Consider the following 21,025-nt stretch of genomic DNA (forward strand, 5'->3'; position numbering starts at 1 on the left):
TTAGCGCTGCAAGGCGCGAACTTTCAGTTCGCACTCGAACAGGAATTCAAAGGCTTCGATCTGGCGCAGGGCGTCGCTCATCTGCGCGCCCCAGGTATACAGGCCGTGGCCACGGATCAGGTAGCCGACGCAGTCGGGGTGCTGGTCGAGCCAGAGCTGCACCCTGGACGCCAGGCGGGCGATGTCCTGATCGTTGTCGAAGATCGGCACTTCGACCTGGCATTCATGGGTACTGATGCCGGTGAAGGCCTTCTGCAGCTCGTAGTCGGCGAACACCAGCGAATCGGCCAGGGTCAGGCGCGAGAGCACCGTGGCGTTGACCGAGTGAGTGTGCAGCACCGCGCCGATCCCGGCCTGCCAGCGGTACAGCTGGGTGTGCAGCAGGGTTTCCGCCGAGGGCTTCTTGCCCGGTTCCAGGCTGTTGCCGTCGAGATCGGTGGCCAACACGTCGTCCGGGCCGAGCTGGCCCTTGTGCTTGCCGGAGACGGTGAGCAGCGCCTGATCAAAGCTCAGGCGCGCCGAATAGTTGCTGCTGGTGGCCGGCGACCAGCCGCGACCATAGAGAAAACGCCCGGCCTCGATAATCTGCTCGGCGAGTTGTTCACGCTTCATGCCTGTTCCTCGCGCAATCGAAGGGCAATGATAAGGGTCGCAGCCAATGCGACCAAGCTGGCGATGGCAAAGGTCCAGGTCGGCCCCAGGCTGCTCCAGCTGTAGCCGGAATACAGCGCACCCAGCGCCCCGCCGATGCCGGCCATGGCCGCATACAGCGCCTGCCCCTGGCCTTGCTGCCTGGCACCGAAGCTGCGCTGGACGAAATGAATGGCCGCCGCATGGAAGCTGCCGAAGGTGGCCGCATGCATCAACTGGGCAAACAGCAGTACCGCCAGGTGATCGGCCAAGGTGCCCAGCAGCAACCAGCGCAGCGCGGCCAGGGCAAAACTGGCCGCCAGCACCTGGCGCAGGGAAAAGCGCGCCAGGATCCGCGTCATGAACAGGAACAGCACGATCTCCGCCACCACACCCAGCGCCCACAGCAGGCCGATCACGCCCGGCGTGTAGCCGAGCGACTCCAGGTGAATGCTGAGAAAGGTGTAGTACGGCCCGTGGGACATCTGCATCAACCCCACGCACAGGTAGAAGGCCAGCACACCGGGCCGTCGCAACTGGGCCAGGAAGCCGCCCTCGCCTGCCTCATTGCTCCTGGCCAGCGGCGTGGCATTGGGTACCCAGAAGCTGCTCAAGGCGATACCGGCGATGATCAGCAGCAACGCCCAGGGATAGATCGCCAGGCTGTACAGCTCGAACAGCTTGCCGAGGCCGACCACGGTGAGAATGAAGCCGATCGAGCCCCACAGGCGGATCTGCGAGTAACGCGCCGTCTGCTCGCGCAGATGCGCCAGGGTGATTACCTCAAATTGCGGCAGCACCGCGTGCCAGAAGAAGGCATGCAGGGCCATCACCAGAGCGAGCCAGGCGTAACTCTGGTCGACGAAGATCAGGCACAGGCTGAGCAAGGTGCAGACCGCCCCGAAACGCACGATGCGCAGGCGCTGGCCACTGCGGTCGCCGAGCCAGCCCCACAGGTTGGGCGCCACGCAGCGCATCAGCATGGGAATGGCCACCAGCTCGCCGATGCGCGCCGGGCTGAAACCGAGGAAGTCGAAGTACAACGCCAGAAAGGGTGCCGTGGCACCCAGCAGGGCGAAGTAGAACAGGTAGAAGCCGGACAGGCGCCAGTAAGGCAGCGCAGCTGTCGTCACAGCTGGCCAAGTACCGGAGTGCTCACCTGCACGCCTGCGTTCTGCGCACGATGGCGCAGCAGGTGGTCAAGCAGGACGATGGCCATCATCGCCTCGGCGATCGGCGTGGCGCGAATGCCGACGCAGGGGTCATGGCGACCCTTGGTGATCACCTCGACCGGATTGCCGTCGACATCGATGGAACGCCCCGGGGTGGTGATGCTGGAGGTCGGCTTGAGCGCCAGGTGAGCGACGATCGGCTGACCGGAGGAAATACCGCCGAGGATGCCGCCGGCATTGTTCGACAGGAAACCGTCCGGCGTCATTTCATCGCGGTGCTCGGTACCACGCTGGGCCACCGAGGCGAAACCGGCACCGATTTCCACGCCCTTGACCGCGTTGATGCTCATCAGAGCATGGGCCAGCTCGGCGTCCAGGCGGTCGAAGATTGGCTCGCCGAGGCCCGGCATCACGCCTTCGGCAACCACGGTGATCTTCGCGCCGACCGAGTCCTGGTCGCGGCGCAGCTGGTCCATGTAGGCCTCCAGCTCCGGCACCTTGTCCGGGTCGGGGCTGAAGAAAGCGTTCTGCTCGACGCTGTCCCAGGTCTTGAACGGAATCTCGATCGGGCCGAGTTGGCTCATGTAGCCGCGCACGCTGATGCCGAAAGCGGCCAGCACCTTCTTGGCGATAGCGCCGGCGGCGACGCGCATGGCGGTTTCGCGGGCCGAGCTACGGCCGCCGCCACGGTAGTCGCGGATGCCGTACTTATGGTGGTAGGTGTAGTCGGCATGGGCCGGGCGGAACAGATCCTTGATCGCCGAGTAGTCCTTGGACTTCTGGTCGGTGTTGCGGATCAGCAGGCCGATGGCGCAACCGGTGGTCTTGCCCTCGAATACCCCGGCCAGGATCTCGACTTCGTCGTCTTCCTGGCGCTGGGTGGTGTGGCGACTGGTGCCTGGCTTGCGGCGGTCGAGGTCGCGCTGCAGGTCGTCCAAGGACAGCTCGATGCCCGGCGGGCAACCGTCGACGATGGCAACCAAGGCCGGGCCATGGCTCTCGCCAGCAGTGGTGACGGTGAACAGCTTGCCGTAAGTATTGCCGGACATGCAGAAAGCTCCGCGAGGACCTGAACGAGGGGGCGCCAGTATACCCGTGGTGCCCGGTCAGTTCACCCTTGCAACCCGACTTGCGCACGACTGGCCGTCTGCCAGCCTGAAGTTGTCGGCAAAACCGCCGATAATGCAGATGCCACAGTGGCCCAGAGATGCCATCGATGACCGACACCAACACCCAACAGCCCGCCGAGCCTACCGCCGAAGCGCCCCAGGTACATCCCTGGCATGATCTGCCGGCCGAACAGTTCCGCCTGCTACGCCTGGCGCCACTACCCACCGACCGCAGTACCGGTGCGCGGCCGCTACGCTTTGTCCAACTGGGGCGCGTCGAGCGCAACAGCGAGGAACTCAGCCTGCTGCGCCTGAACGTCGAGCTGCCCGGCCAACGCCTGCACCACGGGCATAACCAGCTGGAAATCTGGGCCGACCACCGCACTCGACAAGTGCGCTTCGGTACGAGCCACAGCCTGCATATCGAGCCACTGAACCGCGGTATCGGGCGTTTTCTCCTGGCCCAGGGCATTCAGTGGGCCCGCCAGCGCTGGAGCAGTTATACGCTCGAGGGAGGGCCGCTGGCGGCCAAGGACGTACACAACGAAGAGGCTCGCCTGCTACGCGACCACTTCCTGCATGCCCAGGGCTTCAAGGTCGAGTACCAGGACCTGGCACAGATGAAGGCCAGCTACGCTGCCGGCCGGGTCAGTGAACTGAGCCCGGAGTGGAATCGCGAGAAGCTGCAGGTCCTTGAACTGCTGGATGTGGCCGCCATGCTGCAACAGGCGGATCAGAACCTGCATGAGCAGGAAGTGAAGATCGGCAAACTGGAGCGGCGTCTCGATCGACTCAAGCGTGAAGACAGCAGCCTGCGCTTCACCATCGCCTGCCTAGTAGCACTGGCGTTGTTCCAGGCTGGGCTGCTGATCTGGATCGCCACCCGCTGACGGAGTGGCGATCGGCTGGGCGACATTGCAGCAACAGCCTTAGCCCGTTGCGCCGTGCCCGACGCGAGCTCGCTAGACCTACAACCCCGCGCTCAGGTCAGCGCTCAGCCGTTCAGCCGTTCAGCCGTTCAGCCGTTCAGGCGCGAGCGGAACAACTCCTGATGCTCGCTGCACTGCTTGGCAGCCAGGAGGAACACGCCGTGGCCGCCCTGCTCGAACTCCAGCCAGGTGAAGTCGACTTCCGGGTACAGCGCCTCGACATGCACCTGGCTGTTGCCCACCTCGATGATCAGCAGGCCTTTCTCGGTCAGATGATCGGCAGCCTCGGCCAGCATGCGCCGCACCAGGTCCAGGCCATCGTCGCCGCAAGCCAGGCCCAGCTCAGGCTCGTGGTGGTATTCGGCCGGCATGTCGGCGAAGTCCTCGGCATCCACATAAGGTGGATTGGACACGATCAGGTCGAAGCGCTGCCCCGGCAACCCGCCGAAACCGTCGCCTTGCACCGTATACACGCGCGCTTCCAGCTCGTGCCGCTCGATGTTCTGGTTGGCCACTTCGAGGGCATCGTAAGACAGGTCGGCCAGCACCACTTCCGCCTCGGGGAAGGCATGGGCACAGGCGATACCGATGCAGCCCGAGCCGGTGCACAGGTCGAGAATCCGCGCCGGCTCGGCCGGTAGCCAGGGAGCGAACTGCGCGCCAATCAGCTCGGCAATCGGCGAGCGTGGCACCAGCACGCGCTCGTCGACCAAAAATGGCAAGCCGCAGAACCAGGCCTCACCCAACAGGTAGGCCGTCGGCACACGCTCCTCGATACGCCGACGGATCAGCTCCAGCAGATACGACTGCTCATCCTCCTCCAGGCGGCAATCGAGGTAGGCATCGGCCACTTCCCACGGCAGATGCACAGCACCCAGAACCAGCTGCCGGGCATCGTCCCAGGCATTGTCGGTACCGTGTCCGAAGAACAGGTCGGCTTCGTGGAAACGGCTGACAGCCCAGCGAATATGGTCGCGCAGGGTGCGCAAGCGGGATTGGGACACAGTGAATACTCCAGGACGGGGGCGCGATTCTAGCCGCAAGCGTGCCCGATTTGCCTTGCTCGATCAGGTGGATTTACTGCAAATGGTTCACAGATAGCTCTGGCAAGCAGAGAATAGACGGATCGCCGTACCAGGAGCCTGCGACATGTCCGATGCCAAAACCATGTTCCAACTGACTGGCCGTGGTTATGCGCCAGCCACGCTGGGCAAGGCCACCTTGCTGATCATCGATGCCCAGGAGGAATACCGCAGCGGTGTCCTGCAGTTGCCCGACGTGGACGCTGCCAGTGCCGAAATCGCCCTTCTGCTCAACGCCGCCCGCAAGCTCGGCGCGCCGGTGGTGCATGTGCGTCACCTCGGCATCCCCGGCGGCCTGCTCGACCCACAAGGCCCGCGCGGGCACTTCCTCGAAGGCCTGGCGCCACAACCCGGCGAACCGGTCGTGGAGAAACGCCTGCCTAATGCCTTCAGCAACACGGAGCTGCATGAACACCTACAGCGCCTCGGCCACCTCGACCTGATCGTCTGCGGCTTCATGACCCACTCCAGCATCAGCACCACGGTGCGCGCCGCCAAGGACTACGGCTACCGCTGCACCCTGGTGGAAACCGCCTGCGCCACCCGTGACGTGCCCTATGCTGGCGAGCTGATTCCGGCGCGCCAACTGCAACGCATGGAGATGGCCGCCCTGGCCGACAATTTCGCCATCGTGGTGCCCCAGGCCAACGCATTGTTGTAAGGAGATGTTGGTTTGACCCTGGCCGGTCGGAACCCTGGCGGTATTGACCGGTCATAGCGCCGATAACCGAAGAGGAAATCGGAATGAAGCTTCCCGATGGGTTCGACGCCCGCCGCTTGCGTGAACGCGGCCCCGCCATCTGGCGCTGGCGCTTTCTTGCTGCTCTCGCCGCCCTGGGCGCCGCGTTCGGTGTGCTCTTGAGCATGGCCGGCGCTGCCACCCTGCTGGGTCGACCACCCGCCCTTGGCCCACTGAATGACAGCATTGGTGCTTCCATCAGCCTGGTACTGGTCGGTCTGTTTCTGCTCTGGGGTGGAGTCAACGTCTGGCGCCGCAGCCGCCGTCGTCTGCGGCGCAACAACAACGACCTCAGCCTGTCGCCGCAACTGCTGAAAAAACGTGGCTGAACCCGTTAAACTGGCCTCTCCCGTGGAGGCTGCAATGCAAGACGACGACCTTTCCCTGTTCAAATCCGCCGTACATGGCGTCAAGCAGATCAAGCACGACCGTGCCGACACCGGCAAACCCAGGGCCGACCGCCAGCGCCTGAACACCCTGCGCCAGGCCGCCACCGTGCGAACCGAGAGCATCAAGGTCGATGGCCTTTCCGACCAGTTCGTCATCGACGTCGGCGCCGAAGACGAACTCTACTGGGCCCGCGACGGTGTACAGGACGGCCAGATGCGCAAGCTCAAGGCCGGCCAGGTGCCCTTCGAAGGCAGCCTCGACCTGCACGGCATGAGTGTGGAAAAAGCTCGCGAAATCCTCTGGGACTTCTTCGCCGAAGCCGCGCGCATGGAAGTGCGCTGCGCCCGCGTCACCCACGGCAAGGCGGTGCGCACCGACGGCAAGCGGCCGATGATCAAGAGCCACGTCAACACCTGGCTGCGCCAGCACCCGCAGGTGCTGGGCTTCACCTCCTGCCTGCCCAAGCATGGCGGCACCGGCGCGGTCTACATCTTGCTCAAACGCACCATGCTCGACGGCCGCGACGAGTAACCCTCAAGCCGGGAAACGCGGCGCGTGGACCTCATGCTCCACGCGCAAGCCGTTCACCACGAACGACACCGCATGGTAGAAACCGACCAACAGTAGGCACTCGATCAACTGCCCAGCGCTGAAATGCCGCTCTAGACGCAACCAGAGTTCATCTCCCACATGCGCGGTGTTGTGCAGCTCGTCGGCCAGTGCCAGCAACGCCTGCTCCGGAGGGCTCCACAAGGCGGGGTCGGTCGACGTGCTGCAAGTATCGGCAATCTGTTGCGGACTGAACCCGGCCTTGCCGGCAAACACCGCCACATGCACACCCCACTCGTACTCCGCGCCGCATAGCGCCGTTGCCCGCAGGATCAGCAGCTCGCGCTGACGCAGTTCGATGCTGCCATGATCGAGCAAGCCACCAGCGATCAGGCGCTGCAGCACACGCGGGTTGTGCGCCATGCTGCGGAACAGTTTCAGCGGCGGCATGCCCGGTGGCATGACCTGATCGAAAGCGGCCTGAACCTCATTGGCATAGGGCGGTTGCAGCGGCTGGACACGGGGCATAGACATGGGCAGGACTCCTGTTTGGCTGTTATGCTACGAAATAAGTAGCACAACCCTAGGCCGCTACTAAAAAAGAAGCAAGGAGCTGCAATGAGTTTTCCTCAGCCTGGCGACGTAGTGCGGGGCTCGACCACTGGCCGCCCGATCATGGCCCTGCTCGATCTCCTCGGTCGCCGCTGGTGTCTGCGTGTGCTGTGGGAGCTGCACCAGACCCCGGCCAGCTTTCGCGACCTGCAGGCGCGCTGCGAGGGCGTCTCGCCCTCGGTGCTCAATACCCGCCTGGGCGAGTTGCGCGAAGCGCAATTACTGGAAAACGGCGAGCGTGGCTACCAGCTGTCAGCACTGGGTCAGGAACTCGTGCAGCAGTGCCTACCTCTGGCGCTATGGGCCGAAAACTGGGCTGCGCAACTGCCAGCGCGGCCATAAAGCAGATCGCTCTGGCGCACAGCGCCCTTGCCAGCCCGGCAGCTGCGCCCTACCCTGCGCCTCTGCAAATTTTTGATAGTCCCACAGGTAGATCCATGTCCCTGGAACAGCAATACACCGCGATTCTTGGCCAGCTCGGCGAAGACGTATCCCGCGAAGGCCTGCTCGACACGCCAAAACGTGCCGCCAAAGCCATGCAGTACCTCTGCAAGGGCTACCAGCAGACCCTCGAAGAGGTCACCAACGGCGCCCTGTTCAGCTCCGACAACAGCGAAATGGTGCTGGTGAAGAACATCGAGCTGTACTCGCTGTGCGAACACCACCTGCTGCCGTTCATCGGCAAGGCCCATGTGGCCTACATCCCCAGCGGCAAGGTGCTGGGCCTGTCCAAGGTGGCGCGGATCGTCGACATGTACGCCCGCCGCCTGCAGATTCAGGAGAACCTCAGCCGGCAGATCGCCGAGGCGATCCAGCAGGTCACCGGCGCCCTGGGCGTGGCCGTGGTTATCGAAGCGCAGCACATGTGCATGATGATGCGGGGCGTGGAAAAGCAGAATTCGTCGATGGTCACCTCGGTGATGCTCGGTGAGTTCCGCGAGAACGCCGCCACCCGCAGCGAGTTCCTCAGCCTGATCGGCTAATCGGCACCGCAACAAAAAACCGGCCTCCAGGGCCGGTTTTTTATGGGTGCAGAATCGATATCCGGTACAGCCAAGGCCGCCCAACTCGGGTACCCTGCCGCCCCTTTCAGATACTCCTACAGGAATGACCGCCAATGCTCATCAAGGCACTGCGGATCGGCCTCGGCCAGATCATCATCTTTCTCGACTTCATCACTCGCCCACGCAAGCTCAAGCGCAGCCCGCAGGAGCAAGCCCAGGTCGAGAGCGCAGCCGCCGGCCTGGCGCTGTACCAGTTCCGCGCCTGCCCTTTCTGCGTGAAGACTCGCCGCACCCTGCATCGCCTGAATGTACCCATGACGCTGCGTGACGCGAAGAACGACGACGCTCATCGCCAGGAACTGCTGGAACAAGGCGGCAAGGTGCAGGTGCCGTGCCTGCGCATCGAGGACCAGGGCCAAGTCCGCTGGCTGTACGAGTCCAAGGCCATCGGCGCCTACCTGAACGAGCGTTTCGCCGCGCAGTGACGGCCAGGGATGGGCAGTTGCCTGCCCGTCCCGCACCCGCTTTCAGCCGAGCATGCCCACATGCCGCGGATGGCTCGCCACACGGGCCAGCCAGGCCTGCACCGCCGGGTAGGCGGAAAGATCGAAACCACCCTCATGGGCCACATGGGTGTAGGCGTACAGGGCGATGTCGGCGATGGTGTACTGCTCGCCAACCAGGTAGGGCGTACGGCTAAGCTGCTGCTCCATCACCTTGAGCGCCTTGTAGCCGCGTACCATGCAGATTTTCAGCTCTTCCTCGCGCTCGGCGGGGCGGCCCTGGTACAGCTCGATGAAGCGCGCCACCGCCACATATGGTTCGTGACTGTACTGCTCGAAGAACTGCCATTGCAGCATCTGGGTGCGCAGGCGCGGCTCGCTGGGAATGAAGTCGCTGCCATCGGCCAGGAAATTCAGGATGGCGTTGGACTCCCACAGGCAGGTGCCGTCTTCCAACTCCAGCACCGGGATCTTGCCGTTGGGGTTCTTGGCCAGGAACTCATCCGTCTGGGTCTCGCCCTTGAGGATGTCGACCGCCACCCACTCATACTCACGACCGAGCAGGTGCAGCATCAGTTTGACCTTGTAGCAGTTACCGGAACGGTAATCGCCGTAGACCTTGAGCATGGCTACTTACTCCCCGGAGCTTCGCGGCTCCCTTGTGCTTCGCGGACGACGCCGGCCAGGCGACGCAGGCCTTCGCCGAGTTTCTCCGGCGGTACGTGGCTGAAATTCAGACGCAGGTGGCCAGGGTTGGCATCCGGGTCAACGAAGAACGGCTCGCCCGGCATGAACGCCACATTCTGCGCCATCGCCGGCTGCAGCAGCGTGCGGGTATCCAGCTTGTCCTTCAGGGTCAGCCAGAAGAACAAACCGCCCTGGGGAATCTCCCAGGTCGCCAGCTCGCCAAAATGCTCTTCCAGCGCCACCTGCATGGCATCACGGCGCACGCGGTAGAAGTCGCGCAGCTCGGCCAGATGAGCACGGTATTTATCGGTACCCAGCCATTGCAGGGCCTGCCACTGGCCGATGCGGTTGGTGTGCAGGTCTGCTGCCTGTTTCAGGCGCAGCAGATGCGGAAACAGATCCGGACTGGCGATCAGGAAACCAACGCGCAGGCCCGGCAGCAAGGTCTTGGACACAGTACCGGTGTAGATCCAGCTGGTGCGCTTGAGGCGGCTGACGATCGGCGTGGCGCTGCCGGCATCGAATACCAGCTCGCGGTACGGCTCGTCCTCGATCAGGGTCACGTTGAACTCGTCGAGCAGGGCCGCCACCGCGTCACGCTTGGCCTCGCTGTAGCGCACGGCGGACGGGTTCTGGAAAGTCGGGATCAGGTAAGCGAAAGCCGGTTTGTGCTTCTGCAGGCGCTCGCGCAGGGCCTCCAACTCAGGGCCGTCGGCTTCCTGCGGCACGGTGATGCAATCGGCGCCGAACAGCTGGAAGGACTGCAGCGCAGCCAGGTAGGTCGGCGCCTCTACCAGGATCTCGGTGCCCGGATCGATGAACAGCTTGCTGGCCAGGTCGAGGGTTTGCTGCGAACCGCAGACGATCAGCACCTGGCTGGCATCGCACTTCACCCCCAGCTTGTTGGCCTCGACCGCGATGGCCTCACGCAGCGCCGGTTCGCCCTCGCTCATGCCGTATTGGCCCATGCTCGCCGGCATGTCGCTCCAGTCCACCTTGGGCAGCATCGGCTCAGCAGGCAGGCCGCCAGCGAAGGACATCACCTCCGGACGCTGCGCCGCAGCAAGGATTTCGCGGATCAGGGAGCTTTTCAGGCGGGCAACGCGTTCGGAGAAGGCCATGGTAATCACCGGTAGCAAAGGCAGGACAAAAGAAGGCAAACTGGGTCAAAGTGGTTGACCGAAACTACGACGGCAAGGACATATACGTCAACATGTTTGACCTGAAAAAGACGAGCAGCCAACAAGCCGCCATGCAGGCCTTCTTCTTCGGCTACCAGGCCTTCACCGCCAAACCGGACGAAATCCTGGCCAAGCGCGGCCTGTCGCGCGTGCACCACCGCATCCTGTTCTTCATCGCCTGCTACCCCGGCCTGAGCGTCAGCCAGCTGTTGAGCTACCTGGGTGTGAGCAAGCAGGCGCTGAACATTCCGCTGCGCCAGCTGCTGGAAATGAGCCTGGTGGAGAGCGTGGCGGCCACCGACGACAAGCGCAAACGCGCCCTCGGACTGACCAGCGAGGGCGCCAAGCTGGAACAGCTGCTGCGCCGCGAACAGGCGAAACTGCTGGAGCGGGTGTTCAACGAGGCCGACCAGAGCGCCGTGGCCGGCTGGCTGGCGATCAATCAGGCGCTGGGCAACACCCGCCAAGCCAGCCTGGGCGAAAACTGAGGTCAAACGCGGCGATTGTCTTCCAGCTCCCGCGCGCCGCGCAGAAACACCAGACTCATTGCCAGCATCGAGCCCAGCAGCGGCAGCATGCCGACGATGAACAGAATCACCGAGGCCAACAGCGCCCCGCCGGCGATCTCCAACCAGGCCAGCACGCGAAAGGACGGGTAGACGTTATCCACCTTGAGCAGGCGAATCCCCAGCCACAGGGTAATCGCGCCATAGAGGCCGATCAGGCCGAAATAGGCCAGCGACTTGCCGCTGATGCTGGCCAGCACCTCGTCGCCCCAGAGCAGTTGCAGCACTTCCAGTAGCAGACTCAGCCCCACGCTGAGCCAAATCGGCCAGGCCAGCCCGCGTGCGGCAAAACGCAGTTCGGCGAAATTGCGAAAACGCAGCAGCACATAGCAACCCACCAGCATCAGCACGGCGCTCAGCCAGTCCGGGTACTGCTTGCCTTCCTCGCCGGGAATGAAACCCAGCACCAGCATCGCCAAGGTGCCCAGCAAGGACGCCAGGTTGACCCAGGCCAGCAGGCGCAGCTGCCTGGGCGTCCAGCCTGGCAGTTCGGCGGGTGACGATTCCTCGACCAGGGCGACCTGGGGTGCAGCGTAAGGGTTGTGCTGGTCCATACCACGTCCTGTGCATGTGTTGAGGTGAACAGTCTTCAATCAAACCAACGCGAGAGAAAACTGTACCGCTGAATGCCCGCCTGGCTGTATCGCGACGCTTGCGACGGCACGCCATAGGCTGCCAGCTAGCGAGGAGAACCGCCATGACCACCGAACTGCTGATCGCTTTTATCGCCTTTGCCTTTGTCACCTCGGTGACGCCGGGGCCGAACAACATGATGCTGCTCGCCTCCGGGGTGAACTTCGGCGTGCGCCGCAGCGTGCCGCACATGCTCGGCATCAGCCTGGGCTTCATGGTGCTGGTGATCGCGGTCGGCCTGGGCCTCGGTCAACTGTTCGAACAGTTTCCGCCGTTGTACAACGCGCTGCGCTATGCCGGCGCGGCCTACCTGCTGTACCTGGCGTGGAAGATTGCCCGCAGCGGTGCCCCGCAGGCCAACGCCGACAGCCGCAGCAAACCCTTCACCTTTCTCCAGGCCGCTGCCTTCCAGTGGGTCAACCCCAAGGCCTGGGTCATGGCCATCGGCGCCATCACCACCTACACGCCACAACAGGGCTTCCTGTTCAATGTCGTGGTGATCGCCGCCCTGTTCGCCCTGGTCAACTGCCCCAGTGTCGGCCTCTGGACCGTCGCTGGCAGCCTGCTGCGGCGCTGGCTGGAAAACCCGCTGCGCCTGCGTGTGTTCAATATCGGCATGGCATTGCTGCTGGTGGCTTCGCTCTACCCTATCCTGATCGACGTCAAGGGAACCCTGTAATGGCCGACGCCACGGAAACCATGGATAGCCCCACTCGCCTGCGCCCCCTGGCCGACACCTCCGCCTCTGCGGTAGTCGCCGGCTTCATCGCCATGCTCACCGGCTACACCAGCTCGCTGGTGCTGATGTTCCAGGCCGGGCAATCGGCCGGGCTGAGCTCGGCGCAGATTTCCTCGTGGATCTGGGCGCTGTCGATCGGCATGGCGATTTGCAGCATCGGCCTGTCTCTGCGCTATCGCACGCCGATCACCGTGGCCTGGTCGACCCCCGGCGCGGCGCTGCTGATCACCAGCCTGGGCGGGGTGTCCTACGACGAAGCCATCGGCGCCTACATCACCTGCGCCGTGCTGGTGGTCATCTGCGGGCTCACCGGCAGCTTCGAGCGCCTGGTCCGGCGCCTGCCAGCCTCCCTCGCCGCCGCGCTGCTGGCCGGCATCCTGTTCAAGATCGGCAGCGAGATCTTCGTTGCCGCGCAGCACCACACCGCGCTGGTGCTGGCGATGTTCTTCGGTTACCTGCTCGCCAAGCGCCTGGCGCCCCGTTATGCGGTGCTCACCGCCCTGCTGGTCGGCAGCGCCCTGGCCGGCGTCATGGGCCTGCTCGACTTCAGCGGCTTCCATCTGCAGCTCGCAGTACCGGTATGGACCACGCCGTCGTTCTCCCTGGCCGCCACCATCAGCATCGGCATTCCGCTGTTCGTGGTCGCGATGACCTCGCAGAACATGCCGGGAATCGCCGTGCTGCGCGCTGATGGCTACCAGGTGCCAGCCTCGCCGTTGATCACCACCACCGGCATTGCTTCGCTGCTGCTGGCGCCGTTCGGCTCCCACGGGGTCAACCTGGCGGCCATCAGCGCCGCCATCTGCACCGGCCCGCATGCCCACGAGGACAAGCACAAACGCTACACAGCGGCAGTCTGGTGCGGGATTTTCTACGGTATCGCCGGCACCTTTGCCGCCACCCTGGCCGCGCTGTTCACAGCCTTGCCCAGCGCGCTGATCCTCTCGGTCGCCGCCCTCGCCCTGCTCGGCTCCATCGGCAACGGCCTGGCCCAGGCCATGAGCGCACCGGCCGAGCGCGACGCGGCGCTGATCACCTTCATGGTCACCGCCTCCGGCATGACCTTGCTGGGCATCGGTTCGGCCTTCTGGGGCCTGGTGGCCGGCGCCCTGACCCTGTTGATCCTCAACTGGCGCACGCGGGTATAGGAGCGAGCTCTGCCCGCGAAGCAGGCCGCTTAAAAGCTTCGCGAGCAGCGCTCGCTCCTACATGAAAAACGCCGCGACTCTGTAAAGAGATCGCGGCGTTTTTCTTACACGAACAGCATTATCGGCTGAAACGACTGCTGAGCATCAGGCGGCTTCGCCCTCTTCAGCCGCCAGCTCCTTGCCGTGGGCGAAATTCACCCACCAGCCGAACAGTGCGGCGGTGAAGAACATGAAGAAGCTGTAGATCGCCGCCGGAATAGCCATGGTCGGGTTGTTCAGCAGTGACGGGCTGAGCGCTAGGGCGATGGCCAGGGTACCGTTATGGATACCGATCTCCATGCCGATGGCCACAGCCTGGCGCTGCGGCAGCTTGAGCAGGCGCGGCACCCAGTAGCCGACGCCGAGGCTAACCAGGTTGAACAGCAGCGCAGCCAGGCCGACCATCGGCGCGTACTCCACCACGGTCTGCCAATCCTTGACGAAGGCAATCACCACCACCAGCAGCAGGAACAACGCGGAGATGATTTTCACCGGCGTCTCCATGGCGTTGGCAAAGCCAGGCGCCAGACGGCGAATGACCATACCCACCGCCACTGGCACCAGCACGATGGCAAACACCTGCAGGACCTTGCCGAACTGCAGCGGGATGGCCTGATCGCCCTCCATGAAGTACACCAGCGACAGGTTGACGATAAACGGCATGGTCAGGATCGCAATCACCGAGTTGACCGCCGTCAACGTCACATTCAGCGCCACGTCACCGTGGGCCAGGTGGCTGTAGAGGTTGGCCGAGGTACCGCCCGGCGAGGCCGCCAGCAGCATCAGGCCGACAGCCAGGGCCGGCGCCAGGCCGAAGCCCTTGGCGATCAGGAAGCACAGCAGCGGCAGCAGCAGAAGCTGGCAGCCGAGGCCGATCAATACCGGTTTGGGGAATTTCACCACCCGGGCGAAATCCGCCAGGGTCAGGGACAAGCCCAGGCCGAGCATGATGATGCCCAGGGCAATGGGGAGGAACGCGGTCAGCAAGGGGGAAGCGGTCATTATTGTTGTTCTCCGTAAACAGCCATCGATTCTTGGCTCGGCACGCTGTGTTGTAACTGGCTTTTCGCGCCAATGGCTAGTGCGGCTGTAACCAAATGCAAAAAGAGCGCTCTAGAGCGCCCTTTTCGCCGGTTCCGGCACGACTGAGAACGTGTTTACGGTCTTCTGAATTAGAGCCAGACAAGGCAAAAGCGGCCGAGGAAGCGGAGTTTACGAGCTGTAAATGAGCATTCCGAGGCCGCTTTTAACGCCGTATGGCCGCGAGTCAGGAGAGCGTAATCAGGTTCTTAGATAGCTGTCGAACCGCCGTCCACTGCCAGCGAATGGCCTGTAGTGAAAGCGGCCGCATCGCTGCACAGGTAGAGCACCGCAGCGGCGATTTCCTCGACCTTGCCGATACGCCCGACCGGGTGCATGGCGGCGACGAATTCGGCCTTCTTCGGGTCGGCTTCATAGGCACGGCGGAACATGTCGGTGTCGATCACTGCCGGGCACACGGCGTTGACCCGGACTTTTTTCTTCGCGTATTCCACCGCAGCGGACTTGGTCAGGCCGATGACCGCGTGCTTGGACGCGGCATAGATGCTCATTTTCGGCGCAGCACCGAGCCCGGCCACGGACGCGGTGTTGACGATGGCACCGCCACCCTGGGCCAGCAGCAGCGGGATCTGGTGCTTCATGCACAGCCACACGCCTTTGACGTTGACGCCCATGATGGCGTCGAACTCGGCCTCGCTGCCTTCGGCCAGCTTGCCCTTCTCGATCTCGATACCGGCGTTGTTGAAGGCGTAGTCCAGGCGACCATAGGCAGCCAGGGTACGCTCCATGAGCACCTTGACCTCGGCCTCACGGGTCACGTCGCAGCGTACAAAAACGGCGTCACCACCGGCCTCGCGAATCAGCTGCACGGTGCCTTCACCGCCCGCCACGTCGACATCGGAGACCACCACCTTGAGGCCTTCGGCAGCGAAGGCCTGGGCGGTTGCGCGGCCAATACCATTGCCGCCGCCAGTCACCAGGGCGACCTGGCCAGAGAAACTCATGCTCATCTGTACATCCTCGAAGGGGAAATCTGGCTCGAGTCTAGCCAGAGCACCTGCCCCTGCGTCAGCACTATCAGGCGAGCGTTGGCAAGCGCATCCAAATTAGTGATAAAGAACTACAACGTAAATCAGTGAAATTCATACCAAAGCATTCTGTTCAACAACAAACCTTGCCCCGCAGCCTGCACAGGTCTATCACCACAGCTTCACTTTCCGGAGTCACTGCCATGTCCCAGACCAACCGCCAGTTCCTGCTCGCCAAACGCCCGGTCGGCGCCGCCACGCGCGAGACCTTTTCCTACGTGGAAAACCCGGTCGGCGAGCTCGGCCCGAACCAGATCCTGGTGGAAAACCTCTACCTGTCGCTGGACCCGGCCATGCGCGGCTGGATGAACGACGCCAAGTCCTACATCCCGCCGGTCGGCATCGGCGAAGTGATGCGCGCCCTCGGCGTGGGCAAGGTGATTGCCTCCAACAACCCCGCCTTTGCCGTCGGCGACCACGTCAACGGCGCCCTTGGCGTGCAGGACTATTTCCTCGGTGAGCCACGTGGGTTCTACAAGGTCGACCCGAGCCGCGCCCCGCTGCCGCTGTATCTGTCGGCACTGGGTATGACCGGCATGACCGCCTACTTCGCCTTCCTCGACGTTGGCCAGCCGAAAGCCGGTGATACCGTGGTGATTTCCGGCGCGGCTGGTGCTGTGGGTAGCGTGGTCGGGCAGATCGCCAAGATCAAAGGCTGCCGCGTGGTCGGCATCGCCGGCGGCGCCGAGAAGTGCAAGCTGCTGATCGACGAGTTGGGCTTCGACGGGGTGATCGACTACAAGAGCGAAGACCTGCATGCCGGCCTGAAACGCGAATGCCCGAAAGGCGTGGACGTGTACTTCGACAACGTCGGCGGCGAGATCCTCGACGCCGTACTGACCCGCATCGCGCCGAAAGCGCGCATCGTCATCTGCGGCGCGATCAGCCAGTACAACAACAAGGAAAACGTCAAAGGCCCGGCCAACTACCTGTCGCTACTGGTCAACCGTGCACGCATGGAAGGCTTCGTGGTGATGGACTACGCCGCGCAGTTCGCCGATGCCGCCAAGGAAATGGGCGGCTGGATGGCCGAGGGCAAGCTGAAGAGCAAGGAAGACATCGTCGAAGGCCTGGAAACCTTCCCGGAAACCCTGGGCAAGCTGTTCAGCGGGGAAAACTTCGGCAAGCTGGTGCTCAAGGTACGCTGAAGCATGAACGCGGTGCGCCAGCCCATGGCGCACCGCGAGGAGGGAATCCAGGGCGCTTGCAAAGCGCTCGGCGCGCCTCACCGTAGGGCGGGTGCAACCCGCGTGCCTCCTCTCGCGGGTTGCACCCGCCCTACACGAGCCTGGATGCTCGCCTGGCGTTCAAGCCAGTTCGGCAACCACAGCCGCCAGGGCTTGGGCCGGATCGGCGGCCTGGCTGATCGGGCGACCGATCACCAGGAAGTCGGAACCCGCCTGCAGGGCCTCCACCGGAGTGAGGATGCGGCGCTGGTCATCGGCGGCGCTACCAGCCGGGCGAATCCCCGGGGTCACCAGTTGCAGGGCTGGGTGCGCAGCCTTCAGCGCGAGCGCTTCCTGGGCCGAGCACACCAGACCGTCCATGCCCGCCTGGGTAGCCAGCCCCGCCAAACGCAGCACCTGCTCTTGCGGTGCGATATCCAGGCCGATGCCGGCCAGATCCTCTTGTTCCATGCTGGTCAGCACGGTCACCCCGATTAGCAGCGGCTGCTTGCCTGCCAGCTTGTCCAGCTCATTGCGGCAGGCCGCCATCATGCGCAGGCCGCCGGAGCAGTGCACGTTGACCATCCACACGCCCATCTCGGCAGCGGCCTTGACCGCCATCGCCGTGGTGTTGGGAATGTCGTGGAATTTCAGATCGAGGAACACCTCGAAGCCCTTGTCCTGCAGGGTTTCCACCACCGCCGGACCGCTGCGGGTAAACAGCTCCTTGCCGACCTTGACCCGACACAGCGCCGGATCGAGTTGATCCGCCAGCGCCAGGGCGGCATCACGGGAAGGAAAGTCGAGGGCAACGATGATCGGGGTCTGGCAGGACATGGCGGGCTCACAGGCAGGTCGAAACGCCGCGCATTGTAGCGAAAGCCGCCGCCGCCGTCAGACCTCACGGCCGCCGGCCGTCATGAACCGCCGACAGCCAGCGCGGTCATGAACCCGGCGAGGGTGATCAGCCCGGTCAAGGCGTGGGTCTCGGCAAAGGCTTCGGGAATCAGCGTATCGACCAGCATGCACAGCACCGCGCCAGCGGAAAAACCCAGGGCGAAAGCCAGCCACAGTGGCGACAGATCCGCGAACAGCGCCGGCCCGGACATCGCCGCCAGCCCGGAAAGCAGGACGATGCCGGTCCACAGCGTGAAGATCCAGCGCCGACTATGCCCCTCCTCACGCAAGCCGGCAGCGCTGGCCAGGCCCTCCGGCAGGTTGGAGAGGAAGATCGCCACCAGCAGCATCACGCTCACCGAGCCACCATCGAGCAACCCCAGGCCCAGGCCAAGGGACTCGGGGATACCATCGAGAAAGGCCCCGGCGGCGATCAGCAGGCCAATCGTCGAACCGCTGCCACCGGCGCGACGATGACGCTGTTCGATGCGATCCAGCCCCGCGCTGGCCAGCACGAATATCAGCCCGCCCGCCAACATCCCGCCCAGCGTCGGCAGATGACCACCCAGACGCAGCGCCTCGGGAATCTGCTCGAAGCAGATGGCGGCAATCAGTACCCCGCTGCCATAGGCCATGATCGACGCCACCACCTTGCGCGGCAGCCGCAGAAAAACCCCCAACAGGGCACCAAACAACAGGCTGCTGGCAGCCAGCAGGCCCCACATTCCGGCTTGCAGGGTGGTACTCCAGTGCATTTCCTTTCCTTGTAGAGCGTCTCAGGCGTTGGGCCATTCACTGCAGCAATGATTCCGCAGCGGGGCCCTACGAGTAAACTGTGCGCCTTTTCCACCGTCCAGGCAGTAGTCATGGCCCGTCTCAAGCTCGACTTTTCCCAGCAGCAGTTCTGCTACAGCACCCACATGACCGTGCGCAGCACCGATATCAATGCCAGCAACCACCTGGGCAACGATTCGATGATCTCGATGATTTCCGAGGCGCGGGCACGCTTCCTCTTCGACTTCGGCATCAAGGAAGCTGCCGAAGCAGAGGGCATCATCGTCACTGACCTGGCCACCATGTACCGCGCCGAGTCGCACTCGCGCGACCAGTTGCTGTTCGAGGTCGGGGTGATGGACTTCAACCGCTACGGCGGCGACATCATCTTCCGCATCACCCGCCCGGCCGACGACACGCTGATCGCCATGGCCAAGTCCGGCTTCGTGTTCTTCGACTACCGCCTGGGCAAGGTGGTGGAAATGCCGGAAGCCTTCCGCGCCCTGTTTCCGCAGGTCAACTGGCTGGATTGAAGCCTCGGCACATCGCATCAATACAGTGCGAGCGCGATCCCGATCGCACTGTATTGACCCGAACTAGCCCGCAAAAGCCCGCCCACCCTCAGTCTTTATGCGCCCTGAGCAGGTTGGCCCAGCTCTTGCTGTAGCCACCGCACAGGCATCCAACGACGGTTGCCCACCGATACGACAATGGCGTCGCATCCATCCCATCGCTTAGTGCGGTTCGATGGTGCGGCGCTTTTTCGTTTCAGCCCCAACGAATGGGGTGGGTGGACGGCCGTGATCCGGGCGTCAACTCGTCACTCTCTCAACCTGGTTGCGGCTTCGGTCGCAAGGTCGGGGGCCACAAGCCCCTGATTTCCCCCGGCAACTGCCGGCGACGTGCCCACGATCACGTCGACCGGCAGCCTGTCGGGACACTTATCGCTGACGAGGTGTTGGATGAACACAAGTTTCTGGAAAGCCGGCCACGCACCGACGCTGCTCGCCGCATTTCTCTATTTCGACCTGAGCTTCATGGTCTGGTACGTACTCGGCCCACTTGGCGTGCAGATTGCCGCCGACCTCGGCCTGAGCACCCAGCAGCGCGCCATGATGGTCGCCACGCCGATTCTCTCCGGCGCGGTGCTGCGCTTCTTCATGGGCATGCTGGCGGATCGCACGTCACCGAAGAGCGCCGGCCTGATCGGCCAGGTGATCGTCATTGCCGCCCTTGCCGTGGCCTGGCTGCACGGGGTGAAGACCTACGAGCATGCCCTGCTGCTCGGCCTGTTCCTCGGCTTCGCAGGCGCCTCGTTCGCCGTGGCCCTGCCGCTGGCTTCGCAGTGGTACCCGCCGCAACACCAGGGCAAGGCCATGGGCATCGCCGGTGCCGGCAACTCCGGCACCGTGCTGGCCGCACTGTTCGCCCCGGTACTGGCCGCCATCTTCGGCTGGAGCAACGTGTTCGGCCTGGCACTGATCCCGCTGGTGCTGGTGCTGATCATCTTCGCCAGTGTGGCGCGCAACGCCCCGGAACGCCCGCCGGCCAAGTCCACCGCTGACTACCTCAAGGCCCTGGGCGACCGTGACAGCTGGTGGTTCATGTTCTTCTACAGCGTGACCTTCGGCGGCTTCCTCGGCCTGGCCAGCACCCTGCCCGGCTACTTCCATGATCAGTACGGCTTCGACCCGGTCAAGGCAGGCTACTACACCGCTGCCTGCGTGTTCGCCGGCAGCCTGATGCGCCCCCTCGGCGGTGCCCTGGCGGACCGCATCGGTGGTATCCGCTCGCTGCTGGTGGTCTACACCTGCGCCTCGATCTGCATCGCCGCCGTCGGTTTCAACCTGCCCAGCTCACTGGCCGCCCTTGGCCTGTTCGTGCTGGCCATGCTTAGCCTGGGCGCCGGCAACGGTGCAGTGTTCCAACTGGTACCGCAGCGCTTTCGCAAGGAAATCGGCGTGATGACCGGGCTGATCGGCATGGCCGGCGGCATTGGTGGCTTCCTGCTGACTGCCGGCCTGGGTGCGATCAAACAATCCACCGGTTCCTACCAGCTGGGCCTGTGGCTGTTCGCCAGCCTCGGCGTGCTGGCCTGGTTCGGCCTGTACGGCGTGAAGCTGCGCTGGCGCACCACGTGGGGTTCGGCTGCCGTCACCGCCGCCCGCGTCTGAGCCCCCTACGATTTCTTGATCGTAAGCCGGTTCTGAGAGTCTGCCTTGGTTCACCCCAAGGCAGACTCTTCCGCTTGATCATTCAGGTCGGTTGCGACAAAGGCGAGGCCCGTCCAGCCTCCACGCACTGGTCAGGAAAGGTGGATAGCCGTCGGCAACGACGGCCTTCCAGG

General features: G+C 63.9%; 25 protein-coding genes. 13 read left to right on the forward strand and 12 right to left on the reverse strand.

Annotated elements, in window-relative coordinates; all coding sequences use genetic code 11:
- Genes H3H51_RS14415 through aroC form a run of 3 tightly spaced genes read right to left on the reverse strand, consistent with a single transcriptional unit; the run spans position 1 to position 2,851 of the window.
- The gene (locus H3H51_RS14415) at positions 1–612 is read right to left on the reverse strand and encodes a methylthioribulose 1-phosphate dehydratase (RefSeq protein ID WP_183089744.1); all 612 of its coding nucleotides are present in this window, start codon (positions 610–612) and stop codon (positions 1–3) included.
- The gene (locus H3H51_RS14420; protein ID WP_183089745.1) at positions 609–1,763 is read right to left on the reverse strand and encodes an MFS transporter; all 1,155 of its coding nucleotides are present in this window, start codon (positions 1,761–1,763) and stop codon (positions 609–611) included. The genes H3H51_RS14415 and H3H51_RS14420 overlap by 4 nt, the downstream gene beginning before the upstream one ends.
- Complete coding sequence (aroC, locus tag H3H51_RS14425) at positions 1,760–2,851, reverse strand: chorismate synthase (protein ID WP_183089746.1); 1,092 nt, start codon at positions 2,849–2,851, stop codon at positions 1,760–1,762. The genes H3H51_RS14420 and aroC overlap by 4 nt, the downstream gene beginning before the upstream one ends.
- Positions 2,852–3,018: 167 nt before the next feature.
- On the opposite strand from aroC, the gene H3H51_RS14430 reads away from it, so the two are divergent.
- On the forward strand, positions 3,019–3,801 hold the full coding sequence (locus tag H3H51_RS14430) for a hypothetical protein (RefSeq protein ID WP_183089747.1): 783 nt from the start codon (positions 3,019–3,021) through the stop codon (positions 3,799–3,801).
- Between the two features lie 128 nt (positions 3,802–3,929).
- On the opposite strand, the gene prmB is transcribed toward H3H51_RS14430, so the two are convergent.
- The gene (gene prmB / locus H3H51_RS14435; protein WP_183089748.1) at positions 3,930–4,844 is read right to left on the reverse strand and encodes a 50S ribosomal protein L3 N(5)-glutamine methyltransferase; all 915 of its coding nucleotides are present in this window, start codon (positions 4,842–4,844) and stop codon (positions 3,930–3,932) included.
- 145 nt (positions 4,845–4,989) lie between these two features.
- Here prmB and H3H51_RS14440 point away from each other — a divergent pair, with 145 nt between their 5' ends.
- The 3 genes from H3H51_RS14440 to H3H51_RS14450 all read left to right on the forward strand — a co-directional run bounded on the left by H3H51_RS14440 (position 4,990) and on the right by H3H51_RS14450 (position 6,582).
- A complete protein-coding gene (locus H3H51_RS14440) occupies positions 4,990–5,583 on the forward strand; it encodes a cysteine hydrolase family protein (protein ID WP_183089749.1) in 594 nt (197 codons plus the stop codon).
- 83 nt (positions 5,584–5,666) lie between these two features.
- Positions 5,667–5,990: a hypothetical protein gene (locus H3H51_RS14445; RefSeq protein WP_183089750.1), complete on the forward strand. Its 324-nt coding sequence runs from the start codon at positions 5,667–5,669 to the stop codon at positions 5,988–5,990.
- Positions 5,991–6,024: 34 nt separating this feature from the next.
- A complete protein-coding gene (locus H3H51_RS14450; protein ID WP_183089751.1) occupies positions 6,025–6,582 on the forward strand; it encodes a Smr/MutS family protein in 558 nt (185 codons plus the stop codon).
- Positions 6,583–6,585: 3 nt separating this feature from the next.
- Here the strand turns inward: H3H51_RS14450 and H3H51_RS14455 are convergent, their stop codons facing one another.
- Positions 6,586–7,134 (reverse strand): carboxymuconolactone decarboxylase family protein, encoded by a 549-nt coding sequence (locus tag H3H51_RS14455; protein WP_183089752.1) that lies wholly within the window; start codon positions 7,132–7,134, stop codon positions 6,586–6,588.
- Positions 7,135–7,218: 84 nt separating this feature from the next.
- On the opposite strand from H3H51_RS14455, the gene H3H51_RS14460 reads away from it, so the two are divergent.
- The 3 genes from H3H51_RS14460 (at position 7,219) to H3H51_RS14470 (ending at position 8,701) form a co-directional block, all read left to right on the forward strand.
- Positions 7,219–7,554: a winged helix-turn-helix transcriptional regulator gene (locus H3H51_RS14460; protein ID WP_183089753.1), complete on the forward strand. Its 336-nt coding sequence runs from the start codon at positions 7,219–7,221 to the stop codon at positions 7,552–7,554.
- Between the two features lie 95 nt (positions 7,555–7,649).
- A complete protein-coding gene (gene folE / locus H3H51_RS14465; RefSeq protein ID WP_173206837.1) occupies positions 7,650–8,195 on the forward strand; it encodes a GTP cyclohydrolase I FolE in 546 nt (181 codons plus the stop codon).
- A 134-nt stretch (positions 8,196–8,329) separates the two neighbouring features.
- Entirely contained in the window at positions 8,330–8,701 is a 372-nt protein-coding gene (locus H3H51_RS14470) for a glutaredoxin family protein (RefSeq protein ID WP_183089754.1), read from the forward strand.
- 42 nt (positions 8,702–8,743) lie between these two features.
- On the opposite strand, the gene H3H51_RS14475 is transcribed toward H3H51_RS14470, so the two are convergent.
- On the reverse strand, positions 8,744–9,346 hold the full coding sequence (locus H3H51_RS14475) for a glutathione S-transferase family protein (RefSeq protein WP_183089755.1): 603 nt from the start codon (positions 9,344–9,346) through the stop codon (positions 8,744–8,746).
- A 2-nt stretch (positions 9,347–9,348) separates the two neighbouring features.
- Entirely contained in the window at positions 9,349–10,527 is a 1,179-nt protein-coding gene (locus tag H3H51_RS14480; RefSeq protein WP_183089756.1) for an aminotransferase-like domain-containing protein, read from the reverse strand.
- A gap of 92 nt (positions 10,528–10,619) precedes the next feature.
- Between H3H51_RS14480 and H3H51_RS14485 the strand changes: the two genes are divergently transcribed.
- Positions 10,620–11,075 (forward strand): MarR family transcriptional regulator, encoded by a 456-nt coding sequence (locus H3H51_RS14485; protein WP_183089757.1) that lies wholly within the window; start codon positions 10,620–10,622, stop codon positions 11,073–11,075.
- 2 nt (positions 11,076–11,077) lie between these two features.
- Here the strand turns inward: H3H51_RS14485 and H3H51_RS14490 are convergent, their stop codons facing one another.
- On the reverse strand, positions 11,078–11,707 hold the full coding sequence (locus H3H51_RS14490; RefSeq protein ID WP_183089758.1) for a hypothetical protein: 630 nt from the start codon (positions 11,705–11,707) through the stop codon (positions 11,078–11,080).
- A 143-nt stretch (positions 11,708–11,850) separates the two neighbouring features.
- On the opposite strand from H3H51_RS14490, the gene H3H51_RS14495 reads away from it, so the two are divergent.
- Positions 11,851–12,465, forward strand: coding sequence for a LysE family translocator (locus H3H51_RS14495; protein WP_183089759.1), 615 nt, complete (start codon positions 11,851–11,853; stop codon positions 12,463–12,465).
- Positions 12,466–12,485: 20 nt separating this feature from the next.
- Complete coding sequence (locus tag H3H51_RS14500; protein WP_183089892.1) at positions 12,486–13,673, forward strand: benzoate/H(+) symporter BenE family transporter; 1,188 nt, start codon at positions 12,486–12,488, stop codon at positions 13,671–13,673.
- Positions 13,674–13,817: 144 nt separating this feature from the next.
- Here H3H51_RS14500 and H3H51_RS14505 read toward each other — a convergent pair whose 3' ends face one another.
- Both H3H51_RS14505 and H3H51_RS14510 read right to left on the reverse strand, forming a co-directional pair.
- A complete protein-coding gene (locus tag H3H51_RS14505) occupies positions 13,818–14,714 on the reverse strand; it encodes a bile acid:sodium symporter family protein (protein WP_183089760.1) in 897 nt (298 codons plus the stop codon).
- Between the two features lie 287 nt (positions 14,715–15,001).
- Positions 15,002–15,763, reverse strand: a complete 762-nt coding sequence (locus H3H51_RS14510; RefSeq protein WP_183089761.1) for an SDR family oxidoreductase — start codon at positions 15,761–15,763, stop codon at positions 15,002–15,004.
- A 221-nt stretch (positions 15,764–15,984) separates the two neighbouring features.
- Here H3H51_RS14510 and H3H51_RS14515 point away from each other — a divergent pair, with 221 nt between their 5' ends.
- Entirely contained in the window at positions 15,985–16,989 is a 1,005-nt protein-coding gene (locus tag H3H51_RS14515; RefSeq protein ID WP_183089762.1) for an NADP-dependent oxidoreductase, read from the forward strand.
- Between the two features lie 159 nt (positions 16,990–17,148).
- On the opposite strand, the gene pyrF is transcribed toward H3H51_RS14515, so the two are convergent.
- Both pyrF and H3H51_RS14525 read right to left on the reverse strand, forming a co-directional pair.
- The gene (gene pyrF, locus H3H51_RS14520; protein WP_183089763.1) at positions 17,149–17,844 is read right to left on the reverse strand and encodes an orotidine-5'-phosphate decarboxylase; all 696 of its coding nucleotides are present in this window, start codon (positions 17,842–17,844) and stop codon (positions 17,149–17,151) included.
- An 80-nt stretch (positions 17,845–17,924) separates the two neighbouring features.
- A complete protein-coding gene (locus H3H51_RS14525) occupies positions 17,925–18,659 on the reverse strand; it encodes a ZIP family metal transporter (protein WP_183089764.1) in 735 nt (244 codons plus the stop codon).
- A gap of 111 nt (positions 18,660–18,770) precedes the next feature.
- Here H3H51_RS14525 and H3H51_RS14530 point away from each other — a divergent pair, with 111 nt between their 5' ends.
- Positions 18,771–19,211 (forward strand): thioesterase family protein, encoded by a 441-nt coding sequence (locus H3H51_RS14530; protein WP_183089765.1) that lies wholly within the window; start codon positions 18,771–18,773, stop codon positions 19,209–19,211.
- Between the two features lie 429 nt (positions 19,212–19,640).
- A complete protein-coding gene (locus tag H3H51_RS14535; RefSeq protein ID WP_183089766.1) occupies positions 19,641–20,852 on the forward strand; it encodes an MFS transporter in 1,212 nt (403 codons plus the stop codon).
- Positions 20,853–21,025: the final 173 nt, after the last annotated feature.

Source organism: Aquipseudomonas ullengensis (assembly GCF_014174475.1).
GTDB lineage: Bacteria > Pseudomonadota > Gammaproteobacteria > Pseudomonadales > Pseudomonadaceae > Aquipseudomonas > Aquipseudomonas ullengensis.

Excerpts from the sequence above, each read along its gene's own strand:
- folE (WP_173206837.1), top strand. The coding sequence starts at position 7,650 with ATGTCCCTGGAACAGCAATACACCGCGATTCTTGGCCAGCTCGGCGAA.
- H3H51_RS14485 (WP_183089757.1), top strand. The coding sequence starts at position 10,620 with ATGTTTGACCTGAAAAAGACGAGCAGCCAACAAGCCGCCATGCAGGCC.
- pyrF (WP_183089763.1), bottom strand. The coding sequence starts at position 17,844 with ATGTCCTGCCAGACCCCGATCATCGTTGCCCTCGACTTTCCTTCCCGT.
- H3H51_RS14490 (WP_183089758.1), bottom strand. The coding sequence starts at position 11,707 with ATGGACCAGCACAACCCTTACGCTGCACCCCAGGTCGCCCTGGTCGAG.
- H3H51_RS14510 (WP_183089761.1), bottom strand. The coding sequence starts at position 15,763 with ATGAGCATGAGTTTCTCTGGCCAGGTCGCCCTGGTGACTGGCGGCGGC.
- H3H51_RS14450 (WP_183089751.1), top strand. The coding sequence starts at position 6,025 with ATGCAAGACGACGACCTTTCCCTGTTCAAATCCGCCGTACATGGCGTC.
- H3H51_RS14475 (WP_183089755.1), bottom strand. The coding sequence starts at position 9,346 with ATGCTCAAGGTCTACGGCGATTACCGTTCCGGTAACTGCTACAAGGTC.
- H3H51_RS14525 (WP_183089764.1), bottom strand. The coding sequence starts at position 18,659 with ATGCACTGGAGTACCACCCTGCAAGCCGGAATGTGGGGCCTGCTGGCT.
- H3H51_RS14460 (WP_183089753.1), top strand. The coding sequence starts at position 7,219 with ATGAGTTTTCCTCAGCCTGGCGACGTAGTGCGGGGCTCGACCACTGGC.
- H3H51_RS14515 (WP_183089762.1), top strand. The coding sequence starts at position 15,985 with ATGTCCCAGACCAACCGCCAGTTCCTGCTCGCCAAACGCCCGGTCGGC.
- H3H51_RS14445 (WP_183089750.1), top strand. The coding sequence starts at position 5,667 with ATGAAGCTTCCCGATGGGTTCGACGCCCGCCGCTTGCGTGAACGCGGC.
- H3H51_RS14500 (WP_183089892.1), top strand. The coding sequence starts at position 12,486 with ATGGATAGCCCCACTCGCCTGCGCCCCCTGGCCGACACCTCCGCCTCT.
- H3H51_RS14530 (WP_183089765.1), top strand. The coding sequence starts at position 18,771 with ATGGCCCGTCTCAAGCTCGACTTTTCCCAGCAGCAGTTCTGCTACAGC.
- H3H51_RS14495 (WP_183089759.1), top strand. The coding sequence starts at position 11,851 with ATGACCACCGAACTGCTGATCGCTTTTATCGCCTTTGCCTTTGTCACC.
- H3H51_RS14505 (WP_183089760.1), bottom strand. The coding sequence starts at position 14,714 with ATGACCGCTTCCCCCTTGCTGACCGCGTTCCTCCCCATTGCCCTGGGC.
- H3H51_RS14440 (WP_183089749.1), top strand. The coding sequence starts at position 4,990 with ATGTCCGATGCCAAAACCATGTTCCAACTGACTGGCCGTGGTTATGCG.
- H3H51_RS14535 (WP_183089766.1), top strand. The coding sequence starts at position 19,641 with ATGAACACAAGTTTCTGGAAAGCCGGCCACGCACCGACGCTGCTCGCC.
- H3H51_RS14470 (WP_183089754.1), top strand. The coding sequence starts at position 8,330 with ATGCTCATCAAGGCACTGCGGATCGGCCTCGGCCAGATCATCATCTTT.
- H3H51_RS14455 (WP_183089752.1), bottom strand. The coding sequence starts at position 7,134 with ATGTCTATGCCCCGTGTCCAGCCGCTGCAACCGCCCTATGCCAATGAG.
- H3H51_RS14430 (WP_183089747.1), top strand. The coding sequence starts at position 3,019 with ATGACCGACACCAACACCCAACAGCCCGCCGAGCCTACCGCCGAAGCG.
- H3H51_RS14415 (WP_183089744.1), bottom strand. The coding sequence starts at position 612 with ATGAAGCGTGAACAACTCGCCGAGCAGATTATCGAGGCCGGGCGTTTT.
- H3H51_RS14480 (WP_183089756.1), bottom strand. The coding sequence starts at position 10,527 with ATGGCCTTCTCCGAACGCGTTGCCCGCCTGAAAAGCTCCCTGATCCGC.
- aroC (WP_183089746.1), bottom strand. The coding sequence starts at position 2,851 with ATGTCCGGCAATACTTACGGCAAGCTGTTCACCGTCACCACTGCTGGC.